The sequence below is a fragment of the Nocardioides currus genome (assembly GCF_003057875.1).
GTDB lineage: Bacteria > Actinomycetota > Actinomycetes > Propionibacteriales > Nocardioidaceae > Nocardioides > Nocardioides currus.
Genome location: NZ_PYXZ01000003.1, coordinates 166,278 through 182,906, shown reverse-complemented (window position 1 = coordinate 182,906; position 16,629 = coordinate 166,278). Strand labels below are relative to the sequence as shown.

General features: G+C 72.8%; 13 protein-coding genes. 3 read left to right on the top strand and 10 right to left on the bottom strand.

Translation table 11 applies throughout. The annotated features are described in order from the left end of the window. Positions 1-105: 105 nt before the first annotated feature. Complete coding sequence (locus tag C7S10_RS09690) at positions 106-672, top strand: YceI family protein (RefSeq protein ID WP_108344229.1); 567 nt, start codon at positions 106-108, stop codon at positions 670-672. Positions 673-997: 325 nt separating this feature from the next. Here C7S10_RS09690 and C7S10_RS09685 read toward each other — a convergent pair whose 3' ends face one another. Beyond that, a complete protein-coding gene (locus C7S10_RS09685) occupies positions 998-2,761 on the bottom strand; it encodes a DEAD/DEAH box helicase (protein WP_243395294.1) in 1,764 nt (587 codons plus the stop codon). 114 nt (positions 2,762-2,875) lie between these two features. Here C7S10_RS09685 and C7S10_RS09680 point away from each other — a divergent pair, with 114 nt between their 5' ends. Beyond that, the gene (locus tag C7S10_RS09680; RefSeq protein WP_108344227.1) at positions 2,876-3,778 is read left to right on the top strand and encodes a GNAT family N-acetyltransferase; all 903 of its coding nucleotides are present in this window, start codon (positions 2,876-2,878) and stop codon (positions 3,776-3,778) included. 103 nt (positions 3,779-3,881) lie between these two features. Here C7S10_RS09680 and C7S10_RS09675 read toward each other — a convergent pair whose 3' ends face one another. The 5 genes from C7S10_RS09675 to C7S10_RS09655 all read right to left on the bottom strand — a co-directional run bounded on the left by C7S10_RS09675 (position 3,882) and on the right by C7S10_RS09655 (position 12,283). Further along, a complete protein-coding gene (locus C7S10_RS09675) occupies positions 3,882-5,108 on the bottom strand; it encodes an RNA polymerase sigma factor (protein WP_108344226.1) in 1,227 nt (408 codons plus the stop codon). Between the two features lie 177 nt (positions 5,109-5,285). Then, positions 5,286-8,369: an FtsX-like permease family protein gene (locus C7S10_RS09670; RefSeq protein WP_108344225.1), complete on the bottom strand. Its 3,084-nt coding sequence runs from the start codon at positions 8,367-8,369 to the stop codon at positions 5,286-5,288. A 1-nt stretch (position 8,370) separates the two neighbouring features. Beyond that, entirely contained in the window at positions 8,371-10,710 is a 2,340-nt protein-coding gene (locus C7S10_RS09665) for a hypothetical protein (protein ID WP_108344224.1), read from the bottom strand. Further along, positions 10,707-11,381 carry an ABC transporter ATP-binding protein gene (locus tag C7S10_RS09660; RefSeq protein WP_165807101.1) on the bottom strand — a complete coding sequence of 225 codons (675 nt, stop codon included), beginning with the start codon at positions 11,379-11,381 and terminating at the stop codon, positions 10,707-10,709. The genes C7S10_RS09665 and C7S10_RS09660 overlap by 4 nt, the downstream gene beginning before the upstream one ends. After that, complete coding sequence (locus C7S10_RS09655) at positions 11,378-12,283, bottom strand: ABC transporter ATP-binding protein (RefSeq protein ID WP_108344222.1); 906 nt, start codon at positions 12,281-12,283, stop codon at positions 11,378-11,380. The genes C7S10_RS09660 and C7S10_RS09655 overlap by 4 nt, the downstream gene beginning before the upstream one ends. Positions 12,284-12,348: 65 nt before the next feature. Here C7S10_RS09655 and C7S10_RS09650 point away from each other — a divergent pair, with 65 nt between their 5' ends. Next, positions 12,349-13,848 (top strand): SDR family NAD(P)-dependent oxidoreductase, encoded by a 1,500-nt coding sequence (locus tag C7S10_RS09650; protein WP_207769317.1) that lies wholly within the window; start codon positions 12,349-12,351, stop codon positions 13,846-13,848. A gap of 148 nt (positions 13,849-13,996) precedes the next feature. Here the strand turns inward: C7S10_RS09650 and C7S10_RS09645 are convergent, their stop codons facing one another. The 4 genes from C7S10_RS09645 to C7S10_RS22520 form a co-directional block, all read right to left on the bottom strand. Then, entirely contained in the window at positions 13,997-15,208 is a 1,212-nt protein-coding gene (locus C7S10_RS09645; RefSeq protein ID WP_108344221.1) for an AGE family epimerase/isomerase, read from the bottom strand. A 61-nt stretch (positions 15,209-15,269) separates the two neighbouring features. After that, positions 15,270-15,689: a VOC family protein gene (locus tag C7S10_RS09640; protein WP_108344220.1), complete on the bottom strand. Its 420-nt coding sequence runs from the start codon at positions 15,687-15,689 to the stop codon at positions 15,270-15,272. Positions 15,690-15,725: 36 nt separating this feature from the next. Further along, a complete protein-coding gene (locus C7S10_RS09635; RefSeq protein ID WP_108344219.1) occupies positions 15,726-16,190 on the bottom strand; it encodes an SRPBCC family protein in 465 nt (154 codons plus the stop codon). A gap of 99 nt (positions 16,191-16,289) precedes the next feature. Next, complete coding sequence (locus C7S10_RS22520; protein ID WP_207769316.1) at positions 16,290-16,619, bottom strand: antitoxin; 330 nt, start codon at positions 16,617-16,619, stop codon at positions 16,290-16,292. Positions 16,620-16,629 lie beyond the last annotated feature (10 nt).

Below are 16,629 nucleotides of genomic sequence, written 5' to 3'. Positions count from 1 at the left end.
GCTCGCTGCCGTTCACCAGATTTTTTCCGGGATCGGGAATACTGGGAGAGCAGACACGTTGAATGTTGTACTACCTGCTCGTCCACCCTCACTAGGAGACACCTCATGTCGCAGTTCGACGCTCCCACCACCGCCATCGACGACATCGCCGGCACCTACGCCCTCGACGTCTCGCACACCCGCCTCGGCTTCGTGGCCCGCCACGCCATGGTGACCAAGGTCCGCGGCGCGTTCGGCGCCTTCGAGGGCACCGCCACGATCAACACCGCCACCCCCGCCGAGTCGAAGGTCGAGCTCACCATCGACACCGCCTCGGTCGACACCGGCAACCCCGACCGCAACGGTCACCTCGTCTCGCCCGACTTCTTCGACGTCGAGAACTACCCCACGATCCGCTTCGTCTCGACCGACGTCACGCGTGACGGCGACGACTGGACCATCACCGGCGACCTGACCATCAAGGACGTCACCAAGCCCGTCACCATCGAGTTCGAGCAGACCGGCTCGGCCGTGGACCCCTTCGGCAACACCCGCGTGGGCTTCGAGGGCGAGACCACCGTCAACCGCAAGGACTTCGGCCTGACCTGGAACGCGGCCCTCGAGACCGGCGGCGTGCTCGTCTCGGAGAAGGTCAAGCTCGAGTTCGACATCTCGGCGATCAAGAGCGCCTGAGCGAGGACGCTCAGGCCCGACGCAGTCGGGACTGAGTGTGCTCGCGAGCCCCGCAGCCGCTGGCGTCAAGGGGGACATTCCGAAGCCCCGTCACCTCCCGGTGGCGGGGCTTCGTCGCGCTCGGGGGTGGCGGGGTGCGGTACGGCGCGCAGCCGCCGTCGCCGTACGCCACGCTCAGTGGTGAGTCACCCACAGTCCGCGGCTGAGAAAGGTGGCTCACGCACCGCCGCGTCCGCGCGTCGCCGGCGACCCACCCGGCAACGGTGAGCCACCCACATGCCGCGACCGCGGAACGTGGCTCACGCACCGCGACAGCGGCCCGCGCTCAGCCCTTGTGGCGGGGCTTCTTCGTGCGCGGGCGGTCGTCGCCGTACGACGAGGAGCGGGCCGAGGCCCGGTTGGTGGGCGCTCCGGTGTCGGGCCGGATCTCGATCAGCTTGCCCGAGATGCGGGTGCCGGCGAGCCGGTCGAGGGTGCCGGGCGGCAGGTCGCGCGGCAGCTCGACGAGGGTGAAGTCGGGCCGGATGTCGATGTGCCCGAAGTCGCCGCGGGACAGGCCGCCCTCGTTGGCGAGCGCGCCGACGACCTGGCGCGGCTCGACCTTGTGGCGCTTGCCGACCGCGAGGCGGTAGGAGGCCATCTCGACGTCGGTGCGTCCGCGCGGGCGGCGCTCGGGCTTCTTGCCGCCGCCGCGCTCGGGGCGCTGCTCGCGGGTGTCGAAGTCGCGACGGACCGGCTCGCGCTCGGGCTCCATGAGCAGCGGGTTGTCGCCGTACATCACCGCAGCGAGCGCCGCGGCCACGTCGACCTCGGGGACGTCGTGCTCGGAGATGTAGTGGTTGACGACCTCGCGGAAGAACTCGAGCTTCTCGCCCGACAGCGCCTCGGTGATCGCGTCGTCGAAGCGGTTGAGCCGCGTGGAGTTGATGTCCTCGATCGTCGGGATCTGCATCTGCGTCAGCGGCTGGCGCGTCGCCTTCTCGATCGCGCGGAGCAGGTGTTTCTCACGCGGCGTCACGAACGCGATCGAGTCGCCCTTGCGACCGGCGCGGCCCGTGCGGCCGATGCGGTGGACGTAGGACTCGGTGTCGGTGGGGATGTCGTAGTTGACGACGTGGCTGATGCGCTCGACGTCGAGGCCGCGGGCGGCGACGTCGGTGGCGACCAGGATGTCGAGCTTGCCCGACTTCAGCTGGTTGACGGTGCGCTCGCGCTGCACCTGCGGGACGTCGCCGTTGATGGCCATCGCGGAGAAGCCGCGGGCGCGGAGCTTCTCGGCGAGGAGCTCGGTCTCGTTCTTGGTGCGGACGAAGACGATCATCCCCTCGAAGTTCTCCACCTCGAGGATGCGGGTGAGGGCGTCGACCTTCTGCGGGTAGGAGCAGATGAGGTAGCGCTGGGTGATCGTGGAGGAGGTCGTCGTCTTGTTCTTGACGGTGATCTCGACCGGGTCGTGGAGGTACTTCTTGGAGATCCGGCGAATCTGGCTGGGCATCGTCGCGGAGAAGAGCGCGACGTGCTTGTCGTCGGGGGTGTCGGACAGGATCGTCTCGACGTCCTCGGCGAAGCCCATCTTGAGCATCTCGTCGGCCTCGTCGAGCACCAGGAAGCGCAGCTCGGACAGGTCGAGCGTGCCCTTCTCGAGGTGGTCCATGATCCGGCCGGGGGTGCCGACGACGACGTGCACGCCGCGCCGGAGGGCGGAGAGCTGCACGCCGTAGCCCTGGCCGCCGTAGATCGGCAGCACGTGCACGCCCTTCATGTGGGCGGCGTACTTCTCGAAGGCCTCGGAGACCTGGAGGGCGAGCTCGCGGGTCGGCGCGAGGACCAGCGCCTGCGGCGTCTTCTGCGTCAGGTCGAGCTGCGACAGGATCGGCAGCGCGAACGCGGCCGTCTTGCCGGTGCCGGTCTGCGCGAGGCCCACGACGTGGCGGCCCTCGAGCAGCGGCGGGATCGTCTGGGCCTGGATCTGCGAGGGCGACTCGTAGCCGACGTCCGCGAGTGCCTTCATCACCTGCGGGGACAGTCCGAGGTCGGCGAACATCACCTGGGGGGCGTCGGTGCTGGCGGTCTGGGGAAGGTCACTCACCCTGCAACGGTAGTGGCTGCCGGGCCCGGTGGCTGCTTCGAGGACGGAGCGATTCCGGTCACTGTCCCGAAAACTCAGGCGACAGGCACGCGATCGCCGTCCCACAATCGCGCCATGACCTCGCTTCCCGACGGCCTCACCACCCGGCCGCTCACGCAGGCCGACTCGCGCGTGCTCTTCGAGCTGATCGCCGCCCAGGAGCGCGAGGACACCGGTGAGGCCGACATCGAGGAGGCCGACCTGATCAGCGACTGGGCCAAGCCGAGCCACGACCTCGAGGCGTCGTCGGTGGCCGTCCTCGACGGCGACCTGATGGTGGCGTACGCCGAGGTGCTGGGCATCGACCGCAGCGACGCCGCCGTCCTGCCGGCCTACCGCGGACGCGGGATCGGCACCTGGCTGGCGGCCTGGATCCGCGACCTCGCGACCGCCCGCGGGGCGTCGGTGGTCGGGATGCCGGTGCCCGAGGGATCGGCGGGCGATCGGCTGGCCGCCGACCTCGGCTACCACGTGCGCTGGACGAGCTGGGTCCTCCAGCTGCCCGAGGGCACCTCGGTCCCGTCCCGGGACCTGCCCGAGGGCTACGAGGTCCGTGAGGCGCGCGAGGCCGACCTCGTCCCGGCGCACGACGTGCTCGAGGACGCGTTCCTGGAGTGGTCGGTGCGCGAGCGGGAGACGTACGACGACTTCGCCGCCTCCACGTTCAGCCGCCCCGGCTACGAGCCGTGGAACTTCCGCGTGGCCCTGGACGACGCGGGCGAGGTGGTCGGCGTCTCGCTGGTCTTCATCTCGTCCGAGAGCCCGACGGCCTACATCTCGCGCCTCGCCGTACGCCGCGACCAGCGCAACCGCGGCATCGCGCAGGCGCTGCTCGTCGACTCGTTCGCGACCGCCCGAGAGCACGGCGCGACCGTCTCCGAGCTCAGTACCGACTCGCGCACCGGCGCGCTCGGTCTCTACGAGAAGGTCGGGATGGTGCCGATCTCGACCTGGGTCAACCGCGCGATCGACCTCTGATCCCGGCCGGGTCGGCGCACGGTTCACGCCGACTCGGCGCACGGTTCACGCCGACTCGGCGCACGGTTCACGCCGACTCGGCGCACGGTTCACGCCGACTCGGCTAGCCCAACTGACCCCGGCGCCGGCCGAGGTAGGCCCGCTCGGCGGGGTTGTCGGTGGCCGCGATGGCGGCGCCGTACGCCGCAGCCGCCTCCTCGCTCCGCCCGAGCCGGCGCAACAGGTCGGCCCGGGTCGCGTGCCAGGCGTGGTAGGTCGTGAGCTCCAGCCGGTCGACGGCGGCGAGCGCGACGACCGGTCCGTCGAGCTCGGCGAGGGCCACGGCGCGGTTGAGCGCGACGATGGGTGACGGCGAGACGGCGTAGAGCTGGTCGTAGAGAGCCGCGACCTGGTGCCAGTCGGTGTCGGCCGCGGTCGGTGCGTCGGTGTGGACGGCGTTGATGGCGGCCAGCAGCTGGTAGTGCCCGGGTCGGTTGACGGCCAGGCACTCGCGGACCAGCGCGTGTCCCTCGGCGATCAGCGCGCGGTCCCAGCGGCCGCGGTCCTGCTCGCCGAGGGTGACGAGCTCGCCGCCGGCGAGCCGGGCCGGGCGACGGGCCTCGGTGAGGAGCATCAGGGCGAGCAGGCCGGTGACCTCGGGCTCCGTCGGCATCAGCGCGCGCAGCAGCCGCGCCAACCGGATCGCCTCGGCGCACAGGTCGTCGCGGATCGGGGCGCCGCCCGACGACGAGAGGTAGCCCTCGTTGAAGACCAGGTAGACGACCGCCAGCACCGCGCCGAGGCGGACGGGCAGGTCGGCCGGCTCCGGCACGCGGTAAGGGATGTGGGCGTCGGAGATCTTGCGCTTCGCGCGGGTGATGCGCTGGGCCATCGTGGTGTCGGCGACCAGGAAGGCGGCCGCGATCTCCTCGACGGTGAGTCCGCCGATCAGCCTGAGCGTCAGGGCGACCCGCGCCTCCGGCGCTAGGGCCGGGTGGCAGCAGGTGAAGAGCAGTCGCAACCGGTCGTCGTCGACGACGCCGGGGTCGGCGGGCGGGGTGGGGTCGATGATCATCACGGCCTGCTGGTGCTTGGTGTCGCGGTGCGACTCGCGGCGGATCCGGTCGATCGCCTTGCGGGTCGCGGTGGTGGTCAGCCAGCCGCCGGGGTTGGGGGGAATCCCCTCGGCGGGCCAGTGCTCGAGGGCCGCGACGAGTGCTTCGCTCGCGGCGTCCTCGGCGATGTCGATGTTGCCGAACCGCCGCACCAGCGAGGCCACGACGACGGCGTGCTCCTCGCGGTGGATGCGGGTGAGCTCGACCTCGAGGTCGGCTCCGATCGGCGTGTCCATGGGCTCAGCGGGCGGGGTCGGGGTGGGTCATGGCGTTCCTCCTGGTGGCGGTGTTCATGATCCCCACGAACGGCCGGCGCCCGATACGACACTCGTGGCGGGATACCCATGGGAGAAATCGGGGTGGATCGGGTCGTTCGACCCTCATTTCGCCCATGGATATCCCTCCGGGCACGCTCACCGCGCCGACTCGCGCAACGTCGAGCCGCGGGCGCCGCGGACCGTCAGCGAGGCGGAGAAGAACGCGGCCACGCCCAGCACCACGACCGCGATCGCCGCCAGGATCGCGAGGCGCACCGGCGAGATGGCGGCCACGAGGTGGGGCGTCGAGATCGCCTCGACGGTGCCGAGGGTGATCGTGCGCAGGACGACGTACTGCGCCAACGACCCGGCCAGGATGCCGGCCACCGCGGCGCCGCCGAGGACCACCAGGAACTCGCGGGCGACGGCCGACATCACCGACGACCGGGGAACGCCGACGACGCGCAGCGCGGCGGCGTCGCGACGACGCGCAGGGAGCTGGACGGCGGTCGAGACGAAGAGCCCGGCGAGCGCCATCATCAGCACCAGCGCCGCGACCACGGCATAGAGCCGCAGCGCCAGCGCGTAGGCGCTCTGGTCGAGCACCCGCTTCTGCGCCGAGTAGGTCGTCTCGACGCTCAGCCCGGCCTCGGTGAGTGCCGTCGACATCGACGCGGGCGCCCCGCTGCGCATCAGCACCCGGGTGGCGAAGAGGTTGTCGTAGACCGGGCGGTCGGCGACGAACGAGGAGTAGTCGACGAGCAGGCCGGCGGGTCCCACGAACGGCATGCCCTGGACGGTCGAGACCGGGTCGACCGGGACGGCACCCGAGGTCTCGGTCTCCTCGAGCGCGACCAACGCGCGGTCGGGGACGTCGACACCGCGCACGGCGGGCCGGTCGAGCGGGATGCCGCCAGCCGTCAGGCGCGCCATCCCCCGGCCGCCACTGTCGTCGAAGGTGAGGTCGATGCTGCTGCCCGACGCGTCGAGGCCGACGACCGAGGAGGCGGCGCCGCTGTCGGCCGACTCCGTCCAACCCGCGCCCTCGATGCCCCCGTCCACGGGCTGGCCGTCGACGGAGATGTCGAGCACCCGGGCCGAGCCGGCCATCTCCATGGTCGTCCCCGCGCCGCCGCCCAGGGTCATCCCCTCGAGCGGGCAGCCGGCCCGGCAGGTCTTCGGGAGCTTGACGCTCAGGGTCTGCTCGCCCGACTCGTAGGGCCCGAGGTAGGCCCGCTGCGGCACGCCGCCGACGCTGCCGAACCTCGCCTCGATGGCGAGGTCGCCCGAGGTCCTCGCCTCGTTGTCGACGGTGATCGACAGGCGCCTGCCCTCGAGCTGGGGTACGGCGCCTGGCAGCGTGATGTCGTCGACGACCTGGTCGACGGTGCGACCGGGGCTCCAGGTCTCCGGCCAGGTCGAGACCGTGGCCAGCCGGGACGCGTCGACGACGGCGAAGCTGGCGCCGGGGTTGAGCACCGACGCGGCCGCCATCAGCCACTCGCCCTCGGGATCGACCCGGCGGGTCAGGTCGCGGGTCTCGCGCAGCGACAGGGCGGAGCTCCAGGTGGTGGCCGCGGGCGACGCGGTGGCGGCGACGCTGCCGCGCCAGGTGGCCGCCGAGTCGTAGACGCCGGCCCCGAAGACGGCGACCGCGATCGCCGCGGTCACGGGCAGGATCACCAGGGTGCCCTCCTGGCGGCGCGAGATCGCCCGCACCGACACGAACCCGCTCAGCGAGCGCGACAGCGAGCGACGCCTGGTCCACCAGGTCGCGGCCCACGCGGTCAGCCGGGTCGCGGCCAGTCCGGCCACCACGGCGAGCAGCACCGGCAGCACCATGTCGGTGAGGTCGGGGTCCTTCTGCCCGGAGGCCGACAGCTTGGAGACGAGGACGGCGAGGGCCAGCGACACCAGCACCAGCTGGCCGACGATCGCCCACCGGCGCGAGGCCTGCGGGCGGCGTACGCCCGAGAGCTGGGAGGCGAGGGTGTCGCGCACGACCATCCCCACGGCGACGCAGGCGACGGCGATCGCCGCGGCGAGCACGAGCAACGCTGCTGCCCAGCTCAGCCAGGGCAGCGGCAGCGGGAGGCCCGGCACCAGCCACCGCCGGGTGAGCAGCGCGCCGAGCCCGACCCCGAACCCGACGCCCAGCGGCACGGCCACGGTCAGGACGACGAGCGGCTCGGCCAGCCCGAGCAGCCACAGGCGGGTGGACGAGACGCCGCGCAGCGACGCGAGCGCGAGCTCGGGGACGCGGATCTCGCTGGCCGCCATCAGCAGCCGCATCAGCAGCGCGAGGGCGACGAGCACCAGGGACAGCACCGCGGGCGCGATCGACTTGCGGGCGGTCGACTGCTGGTCGCGCACGTCGCGGTCGACCTGGGCGAGGTTGATCGTGTCGGGGATGCCGACGAGGGTGCCGCCGTCGACCTCGTCGGTGTCCTTCAGGGTCGCGGCGGTGGCGACCGCGTCGGCCAGGTCCTGGGGCGTGGCGTCGGCCGGCACGTCGAGCGGGGTGTCGACCTCGACCGACCAGGCATCGGCCCCCAGCCGGACCATCGTCTCGTGGGTCGTGAGCAGGGGGGCCGGCTTGTAGGGCTGGTAGCCGCCGGCGATGCTGGTCTGCTCGGGTGACGAGCGCAGCTGGAGGGGGTACTGCCAGACGTCGTCGGAGACCGGGGTGGCGTAGGTCCCGACCACCGTCACCCGCGCCAGCGGCGAGCGGGGGTACTGACCCTTGACGCCCTCGGGCTCGAAGATGTTGACGTCGAGCGGCCGGCCGATCTTCGCCCCGGCCTGCGTCGCGTCGGTGGCGAGCATCAGCACCTCGCCCGGCGCGGACGGGCAGCTCCCCTCGATCTCCAGCCCGGCGCAGACGTCGTCGCGCGACCAGAACGTCATCGCCCCTCGCAGCGCGCTGTACTCGACCGACCGGACCGTCGCGGTCGAGGTGCCCCACGGCCCTTCGTTGAGCGCGTCGGAGGCCGTGACCGCCTGGTCGATCGCCTCGGCGGGCTCGACCGCGCCGTCGGGGGTGAAGGTGCGCGCCAGCCCGGTCGACGCCGCAGGCGCTTCCTGGAGCCGGGTCACGACGTAGGAGTTGGTGACGGCCTCGGCGAAGATCGGCCCGAGCACGGCCGAGCCGAGGGCCATGGCGGCGAGCACGACGGAGCCGACGCTGAGCAGTGCCCGTGAGCGCAGGCCGCGGAGGATGGTGCCGAGCAACGAGGTCATCTCAGCCCTCCTCCTCACGCAGCGTCGAGGGGCGCGTCGCGTCGGGGCGTACGGCGCGGGCCCGCCCGCCGACGACCAGCATCGCCGCGGCAGCGAGGGCCGCCGGCGCCACCACCGTCAGGAGCGTCGGCGTGTTGTCGAGCGGCAGGGCGGTCGGCGGGAGGGTCACCAGCGGGAGTCCGTCGAGCAGGAGCCGGACCGCCAGCAACCCTCCGGCGGCGACGGCGAGCACGACCACGACCGCCAGGGCGACCAGCTCGACGCGTCCGGCCCGGCGGGCGGCGCCCAGCCCGATCCCGAGGACGCGCAGGGACGCGACGTCGTGGCGATAGCTGCGCACGTGCCGGGCCACGCCCGCGGCGAGGGCGAGCAGCGCGACCAGCCCGCAGAAGATCGCCATCAGCGCGTAGGCGCGGGCCTGGTCGGCTCCGGCGTCGGCGCCGATCGCGCGGCGTACGTCGTCGATGGTGCGCGCCTGCGTGCCGGTGGCCTCGGTCAGCGCGGCCAGCATCTCGTCGGGGGTGTCGGCGTCGGCGACGACGGAGGTCGCGGCGGCGGGGACCGTGGGCCGGGCGCCGACCATGCTGGTGGGCAGGTCGGAGAGCTGGCCGACCGCGCCGAGCAGCGGCAGCGCGTCGAAGCGGGTGGCGGTGCCGAGGACCCGGTCGTCGCCGGCGACGTCGAGCGGATCGCTGGGCTGCTTGCCCGCGACGAGGATCGGCGTCGCGGCCGAGGCTGCGTCCAGCAGGATCGGCAGGTCGCCGTCGGGCAGCGGCATGACCTCCAGTCCGTCGGGCCGGTTGGCCAGCACCCGCTGGTCCTTGTCGACGACCCCGAGGCGGTAGCGGTTGAGGCTGGCCTGCTCGACCGTCCGCGGGTCGGGCCGCCAGCCCTCGGCGACGAGCGAGCGCTCGCCGACGTCGATCCGGGTGAGGAGCACGCGGTAGGTGCTGGGGTCGAACGGGAAGTAGTTGACGTCGTTGCCGCCGAACAGCCGCACGACCGACAGCCCGGTGATCTGGCAGCCGTCGCGGCACCCCGGCAGCCGCGCCGACCCGGTGGCCGTGGCGCCGTCGCCGGTGAAGCGGAGGTCGACCTCGGCCGAGGATCCCTGGTCGACGCCGGTGACGTAGGAGAGCTGGACGGCGACGCCGCGGGTGAGTCCACGGTCCGACTCGAGCAGGCGACCCGCCACGGTGAAGCGGGCCGCCGTGGTGGACAGGTCCGGTGTGTCCGCGGCGAGCGTCGGCACCTCGACCGCGGCGGGCGCGGCGACGGTGCCGGCGTAGAAGTCGCCGGCGACGGCCTCGAACCGCTCGGCGTCGACGTACGCACGGCGCTCGGCCAGGCGGGTCTCGTTGGGCACGACCGCGACCGCCATCAGGTGCTGCCCCTCGGGGTCGAGGCGACGGGTGAGGGCTAGGGCCTGCACGGCGCCGTTCTCGACCGGCACCGAGACCGGGGCGCCGGCCGCGATCCGTGCCTCGTCGTCGACCCAGTCGCCGACGGACGAGGCGCCTGTCAGGGCCAGCACGCCGACGACGGCGGCCGCGACCAGCAGGCGCACCGGGGTCACGAGGTCGTCGGCGCGGGAGAGCCGGCGGGTGGCGAGGAACCCGGCCAGGCCCGAGCCCTTGGTCGCGCTGGTGGCGCCCCGCGCGACGATCCGCAGCACCCAGATCGCGACCTGGCCGAGCGCGAGCCCGACCAGGGCCGGACCCAGCAGCACGAGCACGTCGGGCTTGCCGTCGACGACCTCGCGGCTGCGGAACGCCGCGACCCCGGCGGCGACGATGACGAGCACGCTGGCGAAGACCACCAGCGTGGTGGCGCGCCGCGGGCGGACGCGGGTGGCGATCTGCACCGACAGCGGTTCGTTGACGGTCGCCCAGGTGGCGACGAGGACGATCAGCAGGCTGCCGGCGGCGGTGGCGAGGGCGACGTACGCCGCGGTCGACCCGAGCCCGGGAGGCTCACCGTCCAGCCACGCGTCACCGGCCACCCGGACGACCAGGCGGCCGAGGAGCAGCCCGAGCCCGGTGCCGAGCAGGATGGTGAGGAGGGGCTCGGCGAGCAGCACGGCGCCGAGGCGCGGGCCCCGGATCCCGCGCAGGCGCGCCAGACCGACCTCCTCGCGCCGGGCGGTCGCGAGCTCGCGGCCGATGCTGGGGATGGCGACCGCTCCGAGCAGCAGGAGCGGCGACGTCAGCCAGCGCGACGTGCCGGCGGCCTCGGCGAAGCCGAGCACCGCGACCGCGCCGCCCACCACGACCGTGGTCATGGCGAGCAGGGTCAGCAGGGCGCCGCGGCGGCTCCAGGCGCCCCGCAGGCTGCGGATCATCCGCCCACCAGCCGACCCTCGTCGAGCGCGAAGTGGACGTCGCAGGCGTCCACCACCGCCGGGTCGTGGGTGGCCACGACGACGACCGAGCCGCGGGCGGCCTCGGCGCGGAGCTCGGCCAGCACCACCCCGCGGTTGCCCTCGTCGAGCTCGGAGGTGGGCTCGTCGGCGAGCAGGATGCCGGCGCCGACGACGAACCCGCGCGCGCAGGCGACGCGCTGCATCTGGCCACCGGACAGCTCCTCCACCTGGCGGTCGCCGAGGTCGGAGATGCCGAAGCGGCCCAGGGCGACCTCGGCCTCCTCGTCGGCGAGGGCGGGCTCGACCCCGCGGGCGCGCAGCGCGATGGAGACGTTCTCGCGGGCGCTGAGGATCGGCACCAGGCCGTAGACCTGCAGCACGAACGCGATGTCGGGTCGCGGGTCGCCGGTGCCCTGCCACATCGACGCATCGGCGTACGACGTGGTGCCCTGCGTCGGCTCGAGCAGCCCGCCCGCGATCGAGAGCAGCGTGGTCTTGCCCGAGCCGCTGGGCCCGGACAGGGCGGTCACCTTGCCCGCGGGGAAGGTGAGCGAGACGTCGTCGAGCAGGGTGCGGCCGGCGACGTAGGTGATGTTCTCCAGCACGAGGTCGCTGCCCACGACCGTCGACTCCTCCGCGCGATGGGTCACAGGCCGGCCCCCTCGCCGCTCGAGCGGGTGATGATCAGCCGGCCCTGGTCGTCGTCCTCGAACTTCACCAGGGTGCCCGGGGGCCACTCGGCCGCGACGTGGCCGGGCAGGTGCAGGACGCCGTCCTCGCCGACGACGGCGTACTCCGAGCCGTGGCGGCCCTCGGCGCCGACGCGACCGCCCTTCATGGTGACGGTGCGCGGGAAGGTGGCGGCGACCTCGGGCTGGTGGGTGACGACGACGATCGTGGTGCCGAAGTCGTCGCCGAGCGAGTGGATCAGGTGCAGGACGTGGTCGCGGTCCTCGTGGCTGAGCTGGCTGGTCGGCTCGTCGGCGAGCAGCAGGCGCGGCGCGGTGGCGACCGAGCAGGCGAGCGCGAGCCGCTGGCGCTGGCCGCCCGACATCGTCGAGACGACCTGGTCGGCCTGCTCCTCGAGGCCCACCCGGCCGAGCAGCTCGGTGTCGAGCATCGCGTCGCGGCGCTCGCTCGAGCTGAGCGCGAGGCGGGCGAAGGCGATGTTCTGCCGGCCGGTGGCGTAGGGCAGGAGGTTGCGGGTGGCGCCCTGGAGCATGGTGGAGACGGACCGCGACCGGATGCGGGCGAGATAGCGCTCGCCCATCCGCGAGATCTCCTCGTCGCCGAGGAAGATCCGGCCGGCGCTCGGCTTCTGGATGCCGCCGAGAAGGGTCAGGAGGGTCGACTTGCCCGATCCCGACGGACCGAGGAACGCGACGCGCTCGCCCGGAGCGATCACCAGGTCGACCCCGCGCAGCGCGACGACGTCGTGCCCGCCGAAGGTCTTGTAGAGGTGGACGACGCCCTCGCAGCGGACCCCGAGTCCACCCGCCGGGCCGCCGGATCGCGTGTCCTCGCCTGCCACGAGTGCGCCCCCGATGCTCATAGTGCGCGCCAACATACGCCTGTCGGGAAGTGGGAGGTGAGAACCCCTCGCCGTACCCTTGGCCGGTGAGTGAGCAGCCCGGCATCGACCCCGACGACCTGGCGGCCACCCTCCGCGTGCTGGGCCTGCTGCACACCGTGCCGGCCGACCACCCCGACCACGTGCAGGTCAAACGGGCCGCCTCCCACATGTACAAGGCGATCAAGTCCGAGCGGAAGCTGGCCAAGCGGGCCCAGGAGCTCGCCCACGACCGCGCGATCACCGAGCTGACGGCCACCGGCTCGCCGGTGCGCATCGACGACGAGACCGCCGGCATCCCGCTGGTCTCGCACGCGCCGGGCGCCTTCGCGGGCGAGCTGATCCAGCCCCGCGGCTGCTACATCTGCAAGACCGACTACACCCTCGTCGACGCGTTCTACCACTGGCTCTGCCCGACCTGCGCGGCGTTCAGCCACGCCAAGCGCGACCAGCGCACGGACCTCACCGGCAAGCGCGCGCTGCTCACCGGCGGGCGAGCGAAGATCGGGATGTACATCGCGCTGCGCCTGCTCCGGGACGGGGCGCACACCACGATCACCACCCGGTTCCCCAAGGACGCGGTGCGCCGGTTCTCCTCACTCGAGGACAGCGACGAGTGGCTGCACCGGCTCAAGATCGTCGGTATCGACCTGCGCGACCCCACCCAGGTCATCTCGCTGGCCGACGACGTCGCCGCGGCCGGCTCCCTCGACATCCTGATCAACAACGCCTGCCAGACCGTACGGCGATCGCCGGGCGCCTACGCACCGCTGGTCGACGCCGAGCTGGCGCCGCTGCCGACCGACCGCGAGCTGCCGGAGATGGTCACCTTCGACGAGATCTCCTCGGCCCACCCCGCCTCCATCGCCGGCGCGCTCTCCGACACCGCCGTGGCCCACCACCTCGGAGAGACCGCCGAGTCGGCGCTCGCGGCCCACAACGCCGCGTCCCTGACGGCGCTCGCCCTGAGCGCGGGGCACGCATCCCTCGACGCGCACGTCGCGGGCACGGCCGTGGACGCCGGCGGCCTGCTCCCCGACGTGCAGGACAACAACTCCTGGACGCAGACGGTGGGCGAGGTCAACCCCCTCGAGCTCCTCGAGGTGCAGCTGTGCAACTCGATCGCGCCGTTCCTGCTGGTCTCGCGGCTCCGGCCCGCGCTGGCGGCGGCCGCCTCCGCCGCGACGTCGGGACGGGCGTACGTCGTCAACGTGTCCGCCATGGAGGGGCAGTTCGGCGGACGGCGCTACAAGGGCGCCGGGCACCCGCACACCAACATGGCCAAGGCCGCGCTCAACATGCTGACCCGCACGTCGGCCGGCGAGATGTTCGAGACCGACAAGATCCTGATGACGGCCGTCGACACCGGCTGGATCACCGACGAGCGTCCGCACGCCGACAAGCTGCGCATCGCCGCCGAGGGCTGGCACGCGCCCCTCGACCTGGTCGACGGTGCCGCTCGCGTCTACGACCCGGTCGTCCTCGGCGAGGCCGGCCAGGACCTCTACGGCTGCTTCGTGAAGGACTTCAAGCCCTCACCCTGGTGAGTCGGCGTGAACCCGGTGCCGAGCCGGACGGGTGCGTTCGGTCCGTCGGTCCGCGCAGACGCGCGGACCATGGTCGAGGTCGACCGCAGGCTCCGGGCTCGTGCCGCCACTGGGAGGCGACCTACGTCCGCGTGTCTACGCAGGTGTCTCAGCCTCGCGCCAGCCCGCCGGCGACCGAGCCCGCGAGGGGCGCGAGCGGGATGAGCGTGGCCTGCACGGCGTGGTAGACGTCCGGCTTGCCCGACCAGGTGGTCGCGCTGGGCTGGTTGGTCGGCGAGAGCTCGTGCCACCACGACCCGCCCTCGGGGTCGCGCAGGTGGGCGACGACGTAGTCCCACCACGCGGCGTACCACCCGTCGTAGGCGTCGTCCCCGGTCGCCTCGTGGAGGGCGGCGGCCGCGCCGATGGCCTCGGCCGCGACCCAGTGCATCCGCTCGCGGACGACCGGCCGGCCGTCCCAGTCGACCGTGTAGACGAAGCCGTCGGCTCCGTCGACCGCCCAGCCGTCGGCGAGCGCACGGGCGAACAGGGCGACGGCGTCGCCCACCATCCACGCGGGCGCGTCCGGACCGAGGCTGGCCGCGAGCTGGACGGTCAGCCGCGCCCACTCGAAGGAGTGCCCGATCGTCGAGCCGAAGGGGCGGAACTGGTCGCGGGGCGCGTCCCGGTTGTAGTCGAGGAGCGGGCGCCAGTCCGTGTCCAGGTGCTCGGGGATCCGTCCCTGGTGGCCCGGCGCGAGGTCGTGGACGGCGCGCGTCACGATCCTGAGCGCCATCGCGCGCAGCCGGTCGTCGTCCAGCGCGTCGGCGGCGGCCGCGAGCGCCTCGACCGCGTGCATGTTGGCGTTGAGGCCGCGGTAGGGGTCGAGCGTGGTGAAGCCGCGGTCCCACTCGTCGACGACCATGCCGGCGTCGTCGTCCCAGAACCTCTGCGTGAAGACGGTCAGCGCCTCGTCGAGGAGCGCGTCCGCCCCGGGTCGCCCGGCCACGACGCAGCTGGCGCCGGCGAGGACGACGAACGCGTGGGCGTAGGCGGCCTTCACCTGTCCCGACGGGTCGTCGGCGAGGGAGGCGAACCAGCCCCCGTCGACAGGGTCGTGCAGAGGTCCGGTCAGGGCGGCGATCCCGTGGTCGGCCGGCGCCTCGCAGCCCGGCACGTCGTCGAGGGTGCCGAGCGCGAAGCTGTGGGTCATCCGGCTCGTGATCCAGAGCTCGGGGGCGCGGTGCGGCGTCAGCCGGCCCCGCTCGTCGAGCCAGCCGAAGCCGCGCGGCTCGACGGAGGCCTTCGCGAAGTCCAGCAGCCGGATGCGCTCGGCGCGCAGCCACTCCTGGTGGTCCGGGCGGTGTCGTACGGCGTCCATGCCGGCGATCCTCGCAGGACGCCCCGCAGGCCGTCGATGACGCGCGGCGGGCGCGAGGCCGTCAGCCCTGGCCCGAGATGTTCACCAGCCAGCCGATCCCGAACTTGTCGGTGAGCATCCCGAACTCGTCACCCCACGGCGCGGCCTCGAGGGGCTGCGGGACGGAGCCGCCCTCGGCGAGACCGGCGAAGTAGCCACGCAGCGCGTCGGCGTCCTCGGTCCCGCCGGAGAGGCTGACGGTGATGTTGTTGCCCATCGTCACCTGCACCATCTCCGGCGGCGCGTCGGCGACCATCAGGGTGTAGCCGGCGTCCGTCTCGAGCTGGCCGTGCATCACCTGCGTGGCCATCGGGCCCTCGGTGCCCATGTCGCCGAAGGTCATGACGTCGAAGTCGCCGCCGAGGACGGACTGGTAGAACTCGAGCGCCTCGCGGGCCTTCCCGTCGAGCACGTTGATGTAGGGGTTGAGCCTGCTCGCCATGACCTGCTCCTGGGGTTGGTGGGGACGCCACCCAATCTAGGAGCCCGTGACCGCCTGGTCGAGGTTGGCCAGGGTGTCCTCGAGCTGCGACTGGCTGACCAGCGGGAAGCCGACCTTCTGGAGCAGGTCCTGGTCGGTGACGTTGGTCCAGTCGTAGGTGTGGCGCACGGTCGTCGCGTCGGACCCCTGCGCCTCGAGCTCCCACACCCACTGCCAGCCGGGGGGCTCCTGACCGGCGGGCGCGGTCTGCCAGGCGAGCAGCTGGTTGGGCGAGTAGCCGGTGACGTGGTTCTCGGTCTGGTAGTCGCCGCCCATGTGGTCGCCGGTCATGTCCATCGTGAACACGTCCCCGACCTGCTGGATGCGGTTGGAGCCGATGTCGCCCTTGACGAAGCCTGAGGCGTCGAGCTCGGCGTGCCGCTCGGGGTTGCTCAGGACGTCGAAGACGTCGGCCGTCGAGGCCTGGATGGTCCGTTCCACGGTGATCTTGGTGTCGGTCATGTCGTCGACCGTGCCTCGCCACCCGCCGGCACACAAGCCCGAAAGGGTGAAGGCCCGCTCCCCACGGGGGTGGAAGCGGGCCTTCAGCTGGGGGGCCGGTCACTCGGCGGGTGGCGTCTCGATCTCCTCGACCGGCGCGCTGGCAGGACGGTACTCCGCCAGCTTCGCCACGACACCGGAAACGCCCTCACGGACCTTGCCGACCTGCTCGGCGTACCTGCCGTCGGTGCGCTCGTCGATCGACGAGGACGCCTTGTCGAGGAAGTCCTCCACCTCGTCGCCGCGCTCGGCGGCCAGCGTCGCGACCATCGACCGGGCGCTGACGAACGCGGACTCGAGCTGGTCGGCGGCCTCGGTGAGGTGCCGGTCGATCTCGAGGTCGTCGTAGGCCCGCTTCAGCTGGTCGAGGAAGGACTCGGGCTGCGTCATGGTGTCCACC

Excerpts from the sequence above, each read along its gene's own strand:
- C7S10_RS09645 (WP_108344221.1), bottom strand. The coding sequence starts at position 15,208 with ATGGACGCCGTACGACACCGCCCGGACCACCAGGAGTGGCTGCGCGCC.
- C7S10_RS09675 (WP_108344226.1), bottom strand. The coding sequence starts at position 5,108 with ATGGACACGCCGATCGGAGCCGACCTCGAGGTCGAGCTCACCCGCATC.
- C7S10_RS22520 (WP_207769316.1), bottom strand. The coding sequence starts at position 16,619 with ATGACGCAGCCCGAGTCCTTCCTCGACCAGCTGAAGCGGGCCTACGAC.
- C7S10_RS09690 (WP_108344229.1), top strand. The coding sequence starts at position 106 with ATGTCGCAGTTCGACGCTCCCACCACCGCCATCGACGACATCGCCGGC.
- C7S10_RS09665 (WP_108344224.1), bottom strand. The coding sequence starts at position 10,710 with ATGATCCGCAGCCTGCGGGGCGCCTGGAGCCGCCGCGGCGCCCTGCTG.
- C7S10_RS09670 (WP_108344225.1), bottom strand. The coding sequence starts at position 8,369 with ATGACCTCGTTGCTCGGCACCATCCTCCGCGGCCTGCGCTCACGGGCA.
- C7S10_RS09635 (WP_108344219.1), bottom strand. The coding sequence starts at position 16,190 with ATGACCGACACCAAGATCACCGTGGAACGGACCATCCAGGCCTCGACG.
- C7S10_RS09655 (WP_108344222.1), bottom strand. The coding sequence starts at position 12,283 with ATGAGCATCGGGGGCGCACTCGTGGCAGGCGAGGACACGCGATCCGGC.
- C7S10_RS09640 (WP_108344220.1), bottom strand. The coding sequence starts at position 15,689 with ATGGCGAGCAGGCTCAACCCCTACATCAACGTGCTCGACGGGAAGGCC.
- C7S10_RS09680 (WP_108344227.1), top strand. The coding sequence starts at position 2,876 with ATGACCTCGCTTCCCGACGGCCTCACCACCCGGCCGCTCACGCAGGCC.